Origin of the sequence: Paenarthrobacter sp. MSM-2-10-13, from assembly GCF_011605365.1 — a bacterium.
Lineage (GTDB): Bacteria > Actinomycetota > Actinomycetes > Actinomycetales > Micrococcaceae > Arthrobacter.
In genome coordinates, this window is the sequence record NZ_JAAOXO010000007.1 from 1 (window position 1) to 15670 (window position 15670).

Annotated in this window: 12 protein-coding genes and 1 rRNA gene; 8 read left to right on the top strand and 5 right to left on the bottom strand. The window is 63.0% G+C overall.

Going from position 1 to position 15670, the window contains the following annotated elements; all coding sequences use genetic code 11:
• Positions 1–101: ribosomal RNA gene (gene rrf, locus HAV21_RS14030) — 5S ribosomal RNA — on the top strand; the annotation flags it as partial.
• A 137-nt stretch (positions 102–238) separates the two neighbouring features.
• Here rrf and HAV21_RS14035 read toward each other — a convergent pair.
• Positions 239–1267: a patatin-like phospholipase family protein gene (locus tag HAV21_RS14035; RefSeq protein WP_166842139.1), complete on the bottom strand. Its 1029-nt coding sequence runs from the start codon at positions 1265–1267 to the stop codon at positions 239–241.
• Between the two features lie 201 nt (positions 1268–1468).
• Here HAV21_RS14035 and HAV21_RS14040 point away from each other — a divergent pair, with 201 nt between their 5' ends.
• The 5 genes from HAV21_RS14040 (at position 1469) to HAV21_RS14060 (ending at position 7960) form a co-directional block, all read left to right on the top strand.
• Positions 1469–2032: a GNAT family N-acetyltransferase gene (locus tag HAV21_RS14040; protein ID WP_166842140.1), complete on the top strand. Its 564-nt coding sequence runs from the start codon at positions 1469–1471 to the stop codon at positions 2030–2032.
• A gap of 229 nt (positions 2033–2261) precedes the next feature.
• Entirely contained in the window at positions 2262–2549 is a 288-nt protein-coding gene (locus HAV21_RS14045) for an HU family DNA-binding protein (RefSeq protein ID WP_011776355.1), read from the top strand.
• Between the two features lie 211 nt (positions 2550–2760).
• On the top strand, positions 2761–4983 hold the full coding sequence (locus tag HAV21_RS14050) for a cytochrome c oxidase assembly protein (protein ID WP_166842275.1): 2223 nt from the start codon (positions 2761–2763) through the stop codon (positions 4981–4983).
• Complete coding sequence (locus HAV21_RS14055) at positions 4983–6956, top strand: NHL domain-containing thioredoxin family protein (RefSeq protein WP_166842141.1); 1974 nt, start codon at positions 4983–4985, stop codon at positions 6954–6956. The genes HAV21_RS14050 and HAV21_RS14055 overlap by 1 nt, the downstream gene beginning before the upstream one ends.
• Before the next feature lie 164 nt (positions 6957–7120).
• Positions 7121–7960, top strand: coding sequence for a type IV toxin-antitoxin system AbiEi family antitoxin domain-containing protein (locus tag HAV21_RS14060; RefSeq protein ID WP_166842142.1), 840 nt, complete (start codon positions 7121–7123; stop codon positions 7958–7960).
• 156 nt (positions 7961–8116) lie between these two features.
• On the opposite strand, the gene HAV21_RS14065 is transcribed toward HAV21_RS14060, so the two are convergent.
• From HAV21_RS14065 to HAV21_RS14080, 4 genes are all read right to left on the bottom strand, one after another.
• A complete protein-coding gene (locus HAV21_RS14065) occupies positions 8117–9145 on the bottom strand; it encodes a hypothetical protein (protein ID WP_142937684.1) in 1029 nt (342 codons plus the stop codon).
• A gap of 115 nt (positions 9146–9260) precedes the next feature.
• Positions 9261–10970 (bottom strand): helicase HerA-like domain-containing protein, encoded by a 1710-nt coding sequence (locus HAV21_RS14070; protein WP_208096872.1) that lies wholly within the window; start codon positions 10968–10970, stop codon positions 9261–9263.
• Between the two features lie 9 nt (positions 10971–10979).
• The gene (locus HAV21_RS14075; RefSeq protein WP_166842143.1) at positions 10980–11498 is read right to left on the bottom strand and encodes a GNAT family N-acetyltransferase; all 519 of its coding nucleotides are present in this window, start codon (positions 11496–11498) and stop codon (positions 10980–10982) included.
• A gap of 57 nt (positions 11499–11555) precedes the next feature.
• On the bottom strand, positions 11556–13508 hold the full coding sequence (locus HAV21_RS14080; protein ID WP_166842144.1) for an FAD/NAD(P)-binding protein: 1953 nt from the start codon (positions 13506–13508) through the stop codon (positions 11556–11558).
• 288 nt (positions 13509–13796) lie between these two features.
• Between HAV21_RS14080 and HAV21_RS14085 the strand changes: the two genes are divergently transcribed.
• Positions 13797–14762, top strand: coding sequence for an amino acid ABC transporter permease (locus tag HAV21_RS14085; RefSeq protein ID WP_187697092.1), 966 nt, complete (start codon positions 13797–13799; stop codon positions 14760–14762).
• The gene (locus tag HAV21_RS14090; RefSeq protein WP_208096874.1) at positions 14759–15670 is read left to right on the top strand and encodes an amino acid ABC transporter ATP-binding protein; all 912 of its coding nucleotides are present in this window, start codon (positions 14759–14761) and stop codon (positions 15668–15670) included. The genes HAV21_RS14085 and HAV21_RS14090 overlap by 4 nt, the downstream gene beginning before the upstream one ends.

The following is a 15670-nucleotide window of genomic DNA, read 5'->3' on the forward strand; positions in this document are numbered from 1 at the left end:
TGGGGGAAACGCCCGGTCCCATTCCGAACCCGGAAGCTAAGACCCACAGCGCCGATGGTACTGCACCCGGGAGGGTGTGGGAGAGTAGGACACCGCCGGACAACCATTCACGGAGGAGCCCCGACCACAAGGTCGGGGCTCCCCGCATTTAACAACCAAGCCACCCACGAACACGGCCGGGAACGCAGCCGCGACTGACGGTTGAAGAACCCCCAATCGCGGCTGACATACCGACGGGTTAGCGCCAGAATGCGCTGAGCGGGCCGGCCAAGGCTTTGCCCTGATCGAAGCCGGCCTGGGCAGCTGCCTGCCGGAGCGAGAGATCCATCGCGTTGACGCCGAACAGGTGCTCAGCCCCGCTGTCAGGGAAGAGCGTTTCAACCCGGCTGCCGCTGCGGCGGAGTTCATCTACTTGTGCGGATAAGTGCATGCCCCATTCCAGGGGAGTCCGTGTCCTCCCTCCAAAGGGTGACAGCACCAGCACACGGCTGTATCCGGCCCCGAGGTCGGCGTTATCGGCATTGGACCGGTAACCGCCGTCGATATAGCGCTTGCTGCCGATGCCATAAGCGAACCCACTGGCACAGCTGGCGGCCACAGCGTCAACCAACTCCACTCCGCTATGGCGGTCGAACACCACGGGTTCCCCGGTGCGGGCGTCAACGGCCGTGAGGAGCATTAATCGTTCCGGCCATTCCTGATGGGATAGTCGGGCAGCAACGGTTTGGCGCCAGCGTGCACTGGGGCCTTCCATCGCTTCGGCCATGTCCAGAGCCGCGGCACCCATGCGGCGTCTCATATCGGCCATGTCCGTGGAGTCCTCCAGGATTTTGGCGGTTCGTTCCATATGGTCGGTCACAGCCCGAGCTCCGTTCCTCCCGCCGGCGTGCTTGGCAGGCGCGGATTCGGCGCCAGGGATCACTCCGGGCACCGCCGCGGGCTTCGGCGGGGCCGCGGCAAGGACGGCATCAAAGAGCTCGGGTGGAGTTGCCCCCACCAACTGGGCCGCCGCCGTCGAACCGGCCGACGTGCCAACGGTGAGGTCCGGAGCGGTTACGTCCAAGCCGGCGTCGAAAAGTCCAGCGACGACGCCGATAAGCCATGCGTTGCCTGTGGACCCGCCGCCACCGAGGATCAGCGCCCGCTCTCCGGCGGGCACTCTTTGTGAGGCGTCAATAGCCGGGTGAGGCTGGTGAAACACCAGCTGATCGGAATCCTGCCGATAGGAGGGTGCAGGGACGTTTAAAGAAGAAGGAGTTGTGTTCATGGGAGGCGCCTTTCGCGAATTGCCTGTTCGGCGCTCCCAGTGGCGACTAACTCAGTCGCGGGATCGTGGACAGGGGAGCGCCCAGTGTGGATACTGCGTTCATGGGTCTCACCTCCTGTGGAAAAAGCACGATCACGGGAAAGCTATCACTCCGCTGAATCGTGCGCAATCGCCGCGGGTGACCACCGGTAGAGTCCAGGGATGAGTCTCACGCGAAACCTGGACATTGCATCAGCGGGCGGAGACGCCGCTCAGTTCCTCCTGCGTCCGCTGGAAATTTCTGACGCGTCCGCCCTGGCCGCTGCCTACCGGCAGAACCGTGAGCACCTGGCACCCTGGGAACCAGCCCGGGATGACGAGTTCTTCAGTACCGCGGGTCAGACGGCGGTATTAAAGGGCAAGCTGGACCTCTATGAACAAGGCACGGAGGTGCCTTGGGTTTTGACCGCCGGACAGAAAATATTGGGGATGATCACCCTCTCCGGTATTGTCCGCGGGCCCTTCTTGAATGCCAACCTCGGCTACTGGGTGGATGAGTTGTGTACCGGCAAGGGCGTAGCGTCCGGTGCGGTAGCCGCCGTCGTGAGTATGGCTGCTGACGAACTCGGCCTCCATCGCATTCAGGCCGCTACGCTGGCCCACAACGCAGCCTCCCAAGCGGTGCTGAAACGGTCCGGCTTCGAGCGAATTGGGGTGGCACCGTCCTACCTCCAAATCGCCGGTGAGTGGCAGGACCATGTGTTGTTCCAACGCATTTTGTTCTAGTTGCGGAGGCCAGCGGAGTGCCTGCTTGCGCCTGACGCCAAAGCCGTAGGGTACGCCAAGGGCGTAAAGCACCCCTAAAAACCCCGAAATTCCGGTGATTTTGGTCAAAAAGGCGCGGAAACACGCGGAATTTGCTGGCCATGCCAGCCCAAGCTGGTAAGTTTTCGAACAGTGGCTTGCTCGCATTCCGCTTGAAAGCTCAAAAACGTATGAGTCCAGGAGGACGTAAATGGCTAAGAACCGTAGTGAACTCGTTGCAGAGGTAGCAGGCAAGGCTGGCACCAGCCAGGCAGCAGTCAACTCCGTGCTCGATGCACTGTTCGAAGTTTTCGAGACTTCTGTCGCCGCTGGCGAAAAGATCACTATCCCGGGCTGGCTCGCAGTTGAGCGCACCGACCGTGCAGCTCGCACCGGCCGCAACCCGCAGACCGGCGAAACCATCCAGATCGCAGCCGGTCACAGCGTCAAGCTGACCGCTGGCTCCAAGCTGAAGGCAGCGGTCGCCAAGAAGAAGTAATTACTCTTCGGCGAAAGCCTTGAAGGGACGGCAACCGCGAGGTTGCCGTCCCTTCTGCTTTGAGTTAATCCACATAGCGCCTTCCCGATTCGCAGCCCGGCGGCAGGTAGCGGACAATGGATAAGTGCCATCAGCAAGAAGCTCCGCTACTGCCCCTTCGCCTGTTCCCAAACCGGGAGAGCGGGGAGGCACTGCTGCCGCGGGCATTTCCTTGCCGTGGCAACTGGCCGGTCTGGCGGTGCTGTTCCTGGCACTCGCAGCGGCCCTCATCTTCTCCGGCGCCTCAGCTGCGCGGCAGGTTTCCGATCCCGGTGAATTGGTCCGGTGGGGCCTCCCCATCGCAAAAGCCGTCCACAACGTGTCAGTAGCAACGGTAGTTGGCGGCCTGATCTTTGCTGTGGGCATCCTGCCCAAAAACCTTGGAGGCTCGCGGTCCCGTGAAAAGGACCTTGACGCCCCCGAACATCCGGCCTTCGAACGGGCCTTGGCCGTTGCGGCGGCAGCAGGCGCAGCCTGGACATTATCCGCAGTGGCGGTCCTCGTCCTGACGTACGCAGATGTCGCAGGACAGGGCCTCTCCGGTGATGCGGAGTTCACCCGTTCGCTGGTCTACTTCATGACGGACATTGAAACCGGCCAGGCCTGGCTCGCAGTCACCATCATTGCTGCCGTGGTCACCACTGCACTGTTCGGTGTGAGGTCCCTGACGGGCCTGGCGTTCACGCTCCTGTTGGCCCTGATCGGCCTGATTCCTACTGCCCTGATCGGGCACTCCTCCAGTTCCAGCGACCATGAGGGGGCCATCAACTCCCTGGGCCTCCACCTGGTGGGTGTGTCCACCTGGGTTGGCGGCATCATCATGCTGGCGGTCCTCTCCGGCATTCTCACGGGTTCCCGGAGCAAGGGAACACCGGACATCACCGAGCAAACGCTGCGTCGCTTCTCGTCGCTGGCCGGTTTCGCCTTCGTCCTGGTGTTCGCTTCCGGTGTCATCAACGCAGCCATACGCGTGACAAACCCCGCCGACCTTTTCGGCTCCGCCTATGGCCAGCTCATTATCGCCAAGTCCCTAGCCACCCTGGTGCTGGGTGGTATCGGCTTCATGCACCGCCAGTGGGTCATCCCGCAGCTGGGCAGGAACGGTTCCCTGTCTGCTCGCCGGGTGCTGTGGCAGCTGGTTTTGGTGGAGCTGCTGGTGATGGGCGCGACGTCGGGACTCGCCGTTGCGCTCGGACGCTCAGCGCCGCCGCAGCCAACCACGTATGCACCCGACGCTTCGCCGTCGTTCATCCTTTCCGGCTACGAGCTCCCACCTGAGCTCACACCGGAACGCTGGTTGACTGAGTGGCGCTTCGACTGGCTGTGGGTGGGCGTCGCCCTGTTCGGTGCCGTTTCCTACATCCTTGGCATCGTCAAGGTGCGTAAGCGTGGCGACAAGTGGTCCTGGTTCCGGACGGTGAACTGGCTCATCGGGCTGGTGGTGCTCATGTACATCACGTCCGGTCCGCCCGCCGTTTACGGACGCGTGCTGTTCTCTGCCCACATGGTGGATCACATGGCCCTCACCATGGTGGCTCCCATCTTCCTGGTCCTGGGTTCCCCTGTAACTCTTGCCTTGCGGGCCTTGCCGGCCCGGGGTGAAGGAGCTCACGGATCACGCGGCCTGCGCGAATGGTTGCTGTTGTTTGTGCACTCAAAGTTCTCGCAGGTGGTGACGCACCCACTGTTCGCTGCCGCCAACTTCGCCGGCTCGATCGTCCTGTTCTACTACTCGGACCTGTTCAGCCTTGCGATGCGTGAGCACGTGGGACATGAGCTCATGAACGTGCACTTCCTGCTGACCGGCTACATTTTTGTGCTGACCATGATCGGGAGCGATCCTCTTCCTCGTCGTGCCCCGTACCCCATGCGCCTGCTTCTCCTTCTGGCCACCATGGGCTTCCACGCATTCTTCGGTGTGGCCATTATGGGTGGCACCGGGCTGCTGGCCGCCGATTACTTTGGAAACCTGGGCAGGGCTTGGGGCCCGTCGGCCATTGGGGACCAGCAAATCGGTGGCGCAGTGGCCTGGGGCATCGGGGAGGTGCCCACCTTGCTGGTGGCAATTGGCGTCGCTGTGATGTGGTCCCGTTCGGACGAGCGGGAGACCCGGAGGGTGGATCGGGCGGCCGACAGGAATAACGACGCCGATCTCAGTGCTTACAACGATATGTTTGCCCGGCTCGCTGATCGCGATGCCAAGATGACTACTCGAACTACCCAGGCAGCCAGGACCCCTCAGGTGTCCAGGACCCCTCAGGTGTCCAGGACCCCTCAGGTGTCCATGGAGGCCCAAGAATCCACGCCGGCGCGGTCGGAACGCGGCAACGCCGAACACGCCACCACAGACTCTGCCGGGCAGACCGAACCGAATACCAAGCTGGAAGGACGCTGATGAGCGAAACCGTACGTACCCAACACCGGGTCCGGGCCTCCGAACTGGAGGGCCGCGGCTGGCTCAACACGGGCGGGAAATCGCTGGACCTCGAGTCCTTGCGCGGCAAGATCGTGCTGCTGGATTTCTGGACCTTCTGCTGCATCAACTGCCTGCACGTGCTGGACGAACTGCGCCCCCTTGAGGAAAAGTACTCGGACGTCCTGGTGACGGTCGGTGTGCATTCGCCCAAGTTCGAACACGAAGCGGATCCCGTCGCACTGGCATCCGCCGTTGAACGCTACGAAATTCACCACCCGGTTCTGGATGACCCGGAGCTGGCAACGTGGAAGGCCTACACCGCTCGCGCATGGCCCACACTTGTGGTCATTGACCCCGAGGGCTACATCGTGGCCCACCTCTCCGGTGAGGGTCACGCAGGCGGCCTCGCTGTTCTCCTGGAGGAACTCGTAGCCGAGCACGAGGCCAAGGGGACCCTCCACCGCGGTAACGGTCCCTACGTGGCCCCGGAGCCGACGTCGGGCACTTTGCGCTTCCCCGGAAAGGCGACTCAGCTCGCCAACGGCAACTACCTCGTGGTGGACTCCGGCCACCACCGGCTGGTGGAACTACGCCCCGATCTTGAAACCGTGGAGCGCATCATTGGCTCCGGCACTAAGGGATTCCTGGACGGGCAATCGGAGATCGCACAGTTCAACGAACCCCAGGGCGTGACCGTCCTGCCGTCGGAATTGGCGTGGAAGCTCGGCTACGACGCAGTGGTTGCGGACACTGTCAACCATCGCCTGCGTGGCGTCACGTTGAGCTCAGGCTACGTGCAGACCCTCGCCGGCAACGGTGTTCAGCGCCTGCTCGACGCCGGTCCCGCCCGGGTGACGGACACCGGTGCCGGAACGTGGTCTGAACACCACGACGGCGGCCCTGCTGACTTCGCTGCCGACGCAATCGATGTTGGGGCGTTGGGCTTGGGCACCGAGGTCTCACTGTCCTCACCGTGGGACGTGGTTTGGAGCGAAAAGCTGCAGCGCGTAGTCATCGCCATGGCGGGAACTCACCAGATCTTCGCCTTCGACCCCCTGGCCAACGAGGTTTCCATCCTCGCCGGTTCCGGGCTTGAAGGCCTGCTTGACGGCAAAGCGGAGGAAGCCTGGTTCGCCCAGTCGTCCGGTTTGGCCATTGATGGTGACAACAACATCTGGGTTGCCGACTCGGAGACGTCGTCCTTGCGCCGCCTGGTGGTGGGTGATTCCGGTGTGACCGTGGAAACCGCCGTAGGCAAGGGCCTGTTCGACTTCGGGTTCCGCGACGGCGGTGCCGATGATGCACGTCTGCAGCACCCGCTGGGCGTGACTGTCCTACCGGACAATTCCGTGGCCATCGCAGACACCTACAACGGTGCCGTGCGTCGCTACGATCCCGCCACCAAGTCCGTTTCCACCTTGGCGAGGGGCCTAGCGGAGCCGAGCGACGTCGTCGTGGTCCAGGTGGAAGGCAGCGATCCTCTCCTTGTTGTAGTGGAGTCAAACAAGCACCAACTGGTCCTTGTTCCCATCCCCAAGGAAGCCCTGCAGGTGGATGAGGGAGCATCGCAAACGCACCGTCCCAAGAGCCCGGTGACCCCCGGTAACCTTGAGCTCGCGGTACGTTTCAAGGCTCCCACCGGCCAGAAGCTGGACGACCGCTGGGGCGACCCCACGCAGCTGAAGATTTCCTCTACCCCGCCTGAACTGCTGGTCTCCGGCGGTGGGACCTCGGTGGGCTTGCTGCGAACCTTGGAACTTTCTGCCGATGTTCCTGAGGGCATCCTTCACATCACGGCCCGCGCGGCTGCATGCGATGGTCCCGAGACTGAGGACGGCGAAATTCCGGACCACGCTGCCTGCCACCTCTACCAGCAGGACTGGGGCATTCCCGTGGTGCTGCAGGCCGACGGTGAATCCGAGCTGGTGCTGGACCTGCGCGGCATGGACTAAGCGGTACCCATCGAGAATGGCCCGGGTTTGACCTCTCAGGAGGTCGCCCGGGCCATTCTTATGCCGTCGGACCGTCCAAAACTGGGTCGCTCCGGAGCCTCGGACTATCCACATAGCCGGATTCGGCCCTGCCGGCCCCTTAGCTGGAGCTGCAGGCTGGAGGGATGGAACCCGAGGAAGCCTTGCGACGATTGGGTGGCGCTGCCATGACCCGGCAGGTGCAAGCTCAGGGCGCCAGCGAAGCGGCGATTCGATCCGCTGTGCGGAAGGGAAGCGTTCAGCGCGTCGAACGTGGAGTGTTGAGTCTTCCGGGCGCAGAGACGGCATTGGTTGCCGCAGTCAAAGCGAGGTCGCTGCTCACCTGTGCTTCAGCTGCGAGCCGCTATGGCCTATGGTTGCTGCACGAACCCGCTGAGCCCCATTACTGGCAAAGCAACGGCCGGCGCACGGCTAAGTGCATCAGCCACCGCCTGTCCCTGTCTCAACCTAGACCTAACGAGCCGTACGTCGCTCTGCCGGATGTTCTTCTGCACGCACTTCTCTGTCTGCCACCGTTGGAATCGCTGGTGATGGTAGAGAGCGCCTATATCCGCGGCGACATCGGGCTCGGGTATCTGCGACGCCATCTACTGGGCAACCGGGGTGGTCAAGCCCGTGGAGTTCTGGCCAGAGTGGACCGGGGTGCAGGGTCCTTGTTGGAAACCCTGGCACGGGTGCTTTTCCGTGATGCAGGCATCCGCACCGAGACGCAGGTCTGGATCGACGGCGTAGGAACCGTGGACTTTCTTCTTGAAGGCTTCCTCATAGTTGAACTCGATGGCATTGCTTTCCATCTGGAGCCACGTCAGTTCAAGAAAGACCGCCGGCGGGATAACGAAGCAACCAGGCAAGGAATGCTGGTGCTGAGGTTCTTCTATGACGATGTGGTGTACGCGCCGGAGAAGATGCTCCGGCATGTGCGCGAAGTTCTTCTTCGTGGGCCAGCTCGGTTGTGGTCGAAGTAGCCCATTTCTGGGCGCTCTCATGCCTCGGTGGGCAGTGATTGCGGGACCTAGGGGGTAGAAACTGGGCCATTCCGGCGAGGCCAGCCCGGCGAGGCCAGTTCAGAGCAAAGCCAGTCCGGCTGGACCGGACCCAGGGAAGGAGAGGGCGCCGAAGACTCAGAAGGTCAGCATGGGTGTGACCGTCACAGTGTCTGCGCCCACATCCAATTGGGTGGTGAAGCTGAAGTCGTGCTCCACGTTGAGGTCGTTGACGAACCCGGTGAAGAGGTTGATCTCCCGGGCGGTCAGTGTGGCCTTGCCGTTGAGGGGAGCCACCACCCATTTTCCACCGAACGGCTCAATGGTGATCTTGGGGTACTCGGTGATGGCCCACTTGATGGTTCCGTCCACCACACGGGCATTGCTGGCGTGGTAGAACGGGCAATCGGGTTGCAGTCGCTGCTGCTCGGTGGCTTGGGCGGCACAGGTGTCCAGGAATTCCCGGACCTTACCCGCGACGGCCTCATTCATGGCCTTGGTGGAACGGGTCTGCAGGTTCAGGGGCGCCTGGCCGCCGTCGCGTGTTGTGACAAGGGCCGAGGCTGCCGGGGCTTCGAAATAGGTGCCGTTCAGGCTTGCCTCGTACTTGCCGGGGAAGAACACGGCAAAGTTGTTGCGCCCGTTGGGCATGTTCACGGGTACGCCGTTGAGGGTGGCCTCGCTGGCGTTGACCACGGTGACTTCTATGGTGGGAAGCGTGGTGGGAACGAAGGCCCACTTAGCGAAGAACAGCCACTGGGTCCCGGTGCGTTCCATCAGGAATTCCGTGTGAAGCCGGCTTCCGTCAAGGGTGTAGTCCACTGGCACAGCGACGCGGTTGCTGCCCCGGGTTTCAGGGTTTCCAACCTTGATATCGGACATCTTGGAGGCGGCCGTTTGGAGCGCTGTACCGTCCAGCATGGCGGGGTTCGCGCTGGGGACTTTGGCACGGAGCAAGCCGAGCGCTGCTTCGCCTTCGCCGTGCTGCAAGGCTGCTAGATACTCCTTGACGGGCTGTTGCGGGCTGGCAACAGAGGAGCTCACCAGGTTGATGCACACGATGGCTCCGGCGGCAGCAAGCATCAGACCGAGCAGCCATCCGGCTGCGGTCTTGACCAATGCTTGACTCAACTGCACGCCCTTTACGTTACCTGCCGCGGCAGCCAACGCCGTGCAGGAAGGCCTCGGAACGACTTATATCCACCGTCTGGAGAAGGCTCGACGCCGGGTGGCAGCTGGCGTTGCAGCCGCCCGGCGTCGTGGTTCCGGCCTTCAGAAAGGACTAGCGGCGACGCCGCGAGGAGGTGCCGAAGACCCCGCGCATGAGGTCGCGCCCAAGCTGCGTTCCCATGGATCGGACCATGCTCTTGAGCCCGCCACCCAGGGCTCCTCCGAGGGCGCCGGCGATGTCACCGAACATACCGTCCTGCTGTGAGGACTGCGGTGCCGGAGCGGGAGGCGCCGGCGGTGCGGGGAAAGGCTCTGGCGACGAGGACCGTGAGCTGGGACGGCCCAGGATTTCCTCCTCGATCCGGCGCGCTTCGGCGTCGATGTCCGCTTGCGAACCCCCCGAACCTCCCGAAGACCCCGAAGAGGGCACTGGCGGCAAACCCGGCGCGGCAGCCCCGGTAGCGGCCGCGGCCTTGCCATTGAGCTTCTCGTAAGCGGAGAGGTTGTCCACAGCGGTGCCGTATTTCCCCAGCAAGGGAGATGCGGCCACGGTGCTCTTGATAAGTTCGTCAGTGCTGGGCCCCATCACGGATTCCGGAGCGCGGAGCCGGGTCAAGGCCACGGGGGTGGGTGCGCCCTTTTCATTCATGACGGTGATGACGGCCTCGCCGATGCCTGCGGAGGTGAGTGTCTCTTCGAGGTCGTAGTCGCTGACCGGGAACGTGGAGACGGTGGCCTTCAATGCCTTGGCATCCTCGGGTGTGAAGGCGCGGAGGGCGTGCTGGACGCGGTTTGCCAGCTGGCCTAGGACGTCCGCAGGAACATCCTTGGGTGTTTGGGTGACGAAGAAGATGCCCACCCCCTTGGAACGGATGAGCCGAACGGTAGTGGTGATGGCTTCAAGGAAGGCCTTGGATGCACCGTTGAACAGCAGGTGCGCTTCATCCAGAAAGAAGACCAGCTTGGGCTTGTCCAGGTCGCCGGCCTCGGGCAGGTCTTCGAAGAGGTCCGCGAGGAGCCACATGAGGAACGTGGAGAACAACAACGGCTTGGTCTGCAAGGTGGGCAGTTCAAGGCAGCTGATCACACCGCGGCCGTCCGGTGCAGTGCGGAGGAGCTCTGCGGTGTCGAACTCCGGCTCCCCAAAGAACTTCTCCATGCCTTGCGCTTCCAAACCCACCAGTTCGCGAAGGATCACACCGGCCGTGGCCTTCGACAGCCCGCCTAGGTTTGCGAGTTCGGCTTTCCCCTCATCCGAGGTGAGGAACTGGATGACGGCCCGGAGGTCCTTGAGGTCCACCAGTTCCAGGTTGTTCTTGTCCGCAAAGTGGAAGATCAGCTGGAGGCTGGATTCCTGAGTGTCGTTGAGGTCCATGATGCGGGAAAGCAGGATGGGCCCAAACGACGTAATGGTGGCGCGGACTGGAATGCCGTAACCATCCCCACCGAGCGAGAGGAACTCAACCGGAAAGTTCTTCGCAGACCATTCCTGCCCCAGCGCAGACGTACGGGCGGTCAACTTCTCACTGCCCGTTGCCGGCGTGGCCAATCCTGACAGATCACCTTTGATGTCCGCGAGGAAAACCGGAACGCCCGCCGTGGACAATTGCTCGGCAATCATGTGCAGCGTGACCGTCTTGCCGGTGCCCGTGGCGCCGGCCACCAGCCCATGCCGGTTCATCATGGCGAGCGGGAGCCGGACCTGGGCTTCCTTGTGGATTTCACCGTCCACGATCGCGGCGCCCAGCTCGATCGTGGCACCTTCCAGGGTGTACCCCTGTTGGATGGTGGCGAGTTTTTCGGCAGTCGTTTTGTTGGCCATGCGGATAGCTTAGCCCTGCTCGGCAAGATCCTTGCTGAAGGCCAAATGCTTGATTTCCTCGGGGTCTGCGGCGAGATCGAACAGTGCTTTGTAGCCGGTGGCGAGGTAGAGGTTTTTGGCCTCCGGCTGTCGCGGCCCGGTGGTGAGGTAGAGCTTTCGGTAGCCCCGGCGTCGAGCCTCATTTTCCAGTTCGGTCAGCACCAGCCGTGCCAAACCGCGACGGCGATGGGCTGAGTGCGTCCAGATCCGTTTCAGTTCCGCTGTGTGGGAGTCGTAGCGGCGGAACGCGCCGCCAGCCACGGACTCGCCGTTTTCCTGAATGATGATCAGGGCGCCGTGCGGGGCGGCGAACTCTTCTGCCGGGTAGCGGTTCAGTTCCTCGGCCGCTCCTTCGCTGCTGAACAGGTCCCCGTAGCGGGTGTTGTATTCGACGGCGAGCTCGTCCAGGAGCGGGCGTACCCGGGGGTCGCGCATGGGCAGGCTGAGGACGGTCAGGCCTGACGTCGGCAGGGTGGGCGTGGTGGTCATGTCAGGCCTTTCGTAGGTGGATCCCAAGCAGGTGGCAATTACGGTCGTTCTGAGGGCTCAGAACGACGTTAACTGCGACTCAGTTGGGTGGGTGGCGGCGACCGTGGACAGGATCCGGCGTGCCAGGGCGTCGTTTTCCCTGAAGGGTGCTGCGTTGGTGTTGGGACGGGCAAACGCCCCCGCACCCCAACCGGACGTCCACGGTCCCACCGCGAACAAACCCTCCTGTGGAGTTCCAACAGGGGACAGGACCTGGTGATTCCCGGAGACCAGGAGCTTGCCGGTGGAGTGGGCGCCCTCTGAGGTGAGGAGCCTTTGCTCGGTACCCCATCCGGAGTGGTGCAGGTCAGCCAAGGCGGGATTCGCTGAACGTTCCACGGACGCGGAAGGCAGCCGAGCCTCAATGTACGCGGACGCATCCACCACCACGGGCGACTGGAACGTCCCGGCAACGAACCTCCCCATGGAGTCGTCGGCGCGGACCCACATGCCAGGGCCAAGGAACTTCAGGAGCCCGGCCCTGTGCAGTGCGAGCATTTCGCGGAGCCGGTGCGCTGGCGGCCCCGAGTCCACGAAGCTGAAGAAGCCGTGCCACCAGCCGTGAATGGTCTGTTGAGAGCGTGCATTGAGCCGGTCTTGCGGAACCAAACGTCCCAAGTCCATGTACACGTACAACAACGCCGTGAACAGGGCGAGGGTTTCGGAATGATCCGGGCTGGTCCTGAGGTTCAGGTCGTTCTGGATGTAGGCGGCCACGGAGCGCTGGACAGTTTCATGGTCAGCGAAAGCGCAGCCGCTCAGGGGGTGGTCCAGCTTTTCGAGGTCCAGGCGCAACGCAGGATCCGGTATGGAGAAGGCCGCCAGTTCTTCCCGGGCAGCGCTGTACCAGTCAACGGCATCGAGCCGCGACTCAAAGTCCGCCCACGTCCCCAGCACCCGCGAAGGGTAGCCGGTGAAGAGCTCGCGGTAGTAGGCATAGCCGGCATCCTTGGCGATCAGTGGCCACAGGTGTGTTCGGAAATCGAGTTCCTGGTGCGTGGCCAACAGGGCGTCAATGGCTTCGGCGGTGAAGTACCGGGGACGGGATACCGGCTCACCCCGCAGAGCGGAAGAGATCTTGGAATGGTACGGCACGCCGCGTCGTGACCCCGCCCAGACCCGCGGCTCAGCGCCGGAAGGCACATAGTCCAGTTCGCCGTCGGGCCTTTCTTCAAAGCGGCCGCCACGGCCCTCAAACAACAGCACCAGCAGGTCCACGAAGGCGAGTCCCATGCCGGAGACAATCACGTCCTGCCCTGCTTCAATCCCGGAGTAGTCCACATCTGTGGTGTACGACGGCGGCGCATGGAACCCGCCGTGCCGGGCAGCGAACTCACTGTGGCGGGCAGATTCGGGATCAGTCAGGGAATCGGTGTGGCCCAGCGCGTAAACCACGACGTCGGCAACCACCTCGTCGCCGGAAGCCAGCCGCACGCGGTGCGCACCGTCGTGGTGCGGGCCGGAAGCAGCCTGGCCGTCCGAGAAGCGCTCGACGCCGGTGGCTGTGCTGCGGTGAACGGTCACCGTGACCTCGGGGCCAAGATTGCTCACGGCCCGGCGGAAGAACCACTCAAGGTACTTGCTCTGCAGTTGCCGGGTAGGAAAGGACGAAGGGGTTAGCGAGCGGAGCTGGTCCAGCAGGTGCGACTCCAGCGCCGGAACATCGCGGATGGTGCCATCCAGCACGCCTGCCGCCCAGGTGGAAAGCCCGGGCCCGTCAACGGAAGGCCCATCGCAGACCACCGAGGCATCGGTGAACATGGTGACATCCGCAGCCGTGGAGTTCAGCAGCAGCCCGGGATCCTGGTCATAGCGCCAGATCCTCCCGGAACCCGGTTCATGGGGGTCGATCACATGGATGTGCAGGGGACGGTCGAACAGTTCGGGACGGTTTGCAGCAAGCCGTTCCAGGACACCGGCAGTGCGTGGGCCGCCGCCGATGAAGGCGATGGCGGGTACTCGTGACGGCATGGGATCTCCTGAAAAACAGTGGTTGGTGATGCCCAATCTAAGGACGAAGCAGGCTGCGGGTCGAGGCGCCGGTAACCGCCGTTCACCACACGTCACGCAGCGTTATGGCGCGCAAAATCAGGACGCATATGGCGCTTCATGACGAGGATTGTGACGCTGTGCGAACCCCGGCGAAGCCGCGCGAAGTCCAGTGAAGAAGTGCAAATTCCCGCCTTGCTGCCGGGTTTCGCGCGGCCCTAGATTGGCAGCCATCCGATAGACAACAACCGATCTGAAATGAGGTGGCGCATGAGTGCAATCGCACCGCCTGCCACGGCGGAAACTGCACCGCCCACCCCGGATTACTCCGACTACCAGCTGGTACCGGCCCGGCATCCCTGGCGTTGGGTGGGCACCGTGCTGGTGGCTGCCGGCGTCGCAGCCATCGCGTGGTCGCTGGTCACCAACCCGCGCTGGGAGTGGGGGGTGGTGGCCGAATGGTTCACCGCGCAGTCCGTGGTCAATGGACTGATCGAAACCCTCAAGCTCACGGCCATTTCCGGCGTCCTGGGTTTCGTCCTCGGATTCATTCTGGCCCTCATGCGCTTGTCCGCCTCACCGCTGCTGGTCTCGGTGTCATGGACGTTCTCCTGGATTTTCCGCTCCACTCCACTGCTGGTCCAGCTCCTGCTCTGGTACAACCTTGGCTACCTCTACGAGAAGATCAGCCTGGGCATCCCGTTCACGGACGTCCGCTTCTTCGAGGCCCAGACCACCACGCTCATCAGCCAGTTCGCCGCGGCCGTCCTGGGACTCACGCTGAACCAGGCGGCCTACTCTGCCGAAATCATCCGCGGCGGCATCCTTTCCGTGGACCAGGGCCAGCTGGAAGCTGCCTCAGCCTTGGGCATCCCGGCGTGGAAGCGTTCCACCAGGATCGTGCTTCCCCAGGCGATGCGCGCCATCTTGCCCAACGCGTTCAACGAGATTATCGGCCTGGTGAAGGGCACCTCGATCGTTTACGTACTGGCCTACTCGGAGCTCTTCTACACGGTGCAGGTCATCTACAACCGGACCCAGCAAGTGCTTCCGCTGCTGCTGGTGGCCACGCTCTGGTACGTGGTGATCACCTCGGTGCTGAGCGTTTTCCAGTACTACATCGAACGCCACTTCTCCAAGGGCGCCCTGCGGACCCTTCCGCTCACTCCCTTGCAGAAGGCCCGTAAGTTCTTCACCACCCACGTTGCTGCCTCTCCCACGAAGGACGCCCGATGAGCATTATTGCTGCACGCAAAGAATCCGCAACGGCGGCAAAGGTCGCAGAGGAAAAGCAGGCTGCCGCTTCGGCCGCTTCTGCTGAAGGCACGACGGCGGCCCAGCCCGCCACGGTGAACAGGGCAGCAACCCGTGGGCAGGTGGACATCACGAATGTCCGGAAGTCCTTTGGCGCCACCGAGGTCCTCAAGGGTGTTTCCTTGTCCGTCCCGCCGGGTGGTGTGGCCGTGATTGTTGGCCCGTCAGGCTCCGGCAAGTCCACCCTGCTGCGCACCATCAACCACCTGGAAAAAGTCGACGGCGGTTACATCACCATCGACGGCGAACTGGTGGGCTACGAGGTCCGCGGCAACAAGCTCCACGAGCTGCGCGAAAAGGACATCCTCAAGCAGCGCACCCACATTGGCATGGTGTTCCAGAGCTTCAACCTGTTCCCGCACCTCACGGCGCTGGAGAACGTGATCGAGGCGCCGATTGTGGCCCAGAAGCGTTCCAAGGCCGAGGCCCGGAAGCGCGGCTTGGAACTCCTGGACCGCGTGGGTCTGAAGGATCGCGCTGATGCGTACCCCCGCCAGCTTTCGGGCGGCCAGCAGCAGCGAGTCGCGATTGCCCGGGCTCTTGCATTGGACCCCAAGATTCTCCTGTTTGATGAGCCCACGTCCGCGCTGGACCCTGAGCTCGTCAACGAGGTTCTGGACGTTATCCGCGAACTCGCCAAGTCCGGCACCACGCTGATTGTGGTGACCCATGAGATGGGTTTCGCCCGGGATGTGGCGGACACCGTGGTGTTCATGGACCAGGGCCAGATTGTGGAGTCCGGCACTCCTCAGGACATCTTCGCCAACCCCCGCGAGGAACGCACCCGCAGCTTCTTCTCCAAAGTCATCGAACCAGCTTTCAACATCTAG

Bases quoted from the DNA above. Each gene is read 5' to 3' on its own strand.
- HAV21_RS14035 (WP_166842139.1), bottom strand. From the start codon at position 1,267: ATGAACACAACTCCTTCTTCTTTAAACGTCCCTGCACCCTCCTATCGG.
- HAV21_RS14040 (WP_166842140.1), top strand. From the start codon at position 1,469: ATGAGTCTCACGCGAAACCTGGACATTGCATCAGCGGGCGGAGACGCC.
- HAV21_RS14045 (WP_011776355.1), top strand. From the start codon at position 2,262: ATGGCTAAGAACCGTAGTGAACTCGTTGCAGAGGTAGCAGGCAAGGCT.
- HAV21_RS14055 (WP_166842141.1), top strand. From the start codon at position 4,983: ATGAGCGAAACCGTACGTACCCAACACCGGGTCCGGGCCTCCGAACTG.
- HAV21_RS14060 (WP_166842142.1), top strand. From the start codon at position 7,121: ATGGAACCCGAGGAAGCCTTGCGACGATTGGGTGGCGCTGCCATGACC.
- HAV21_RS14070 (WP_208096872.1), bottom strand. From the start codon at position 10,970: ATGGCCAACAAAACGACTGCCGAAAAACTCGCCACCATCCAACAGGGG.
- HAV21_RS14075 (WP_166842143.1), bottom strand. From the start codon at position 11,498: ATGACCACCACGCCCACCCTGCCGACGTCAGGCCTGACCGTCCTCAGC.
- HAV21_RS14080 (WP_166842144.1), bottom strand. From the start codon at position 13,508: ATGCCGTCACGAGTACCCGCCATCGCCTTCATCGGCGGCGGCCCACGC.
- HAV21_RS14085 (WP_187697092.1), top strand. From the start codon at position 13,797: ATGAGTGCAATCGCACCGCCTGCCACGGCGGAAACTGCACCGCCCACC.
- HAV21_RS14090 (WP_208096874.1), top strand. From the start codon at position 14,759: ATGAGCATTATTGCTGCACGCAAAGAATCCGCAACGGCGGCAAAGGTC.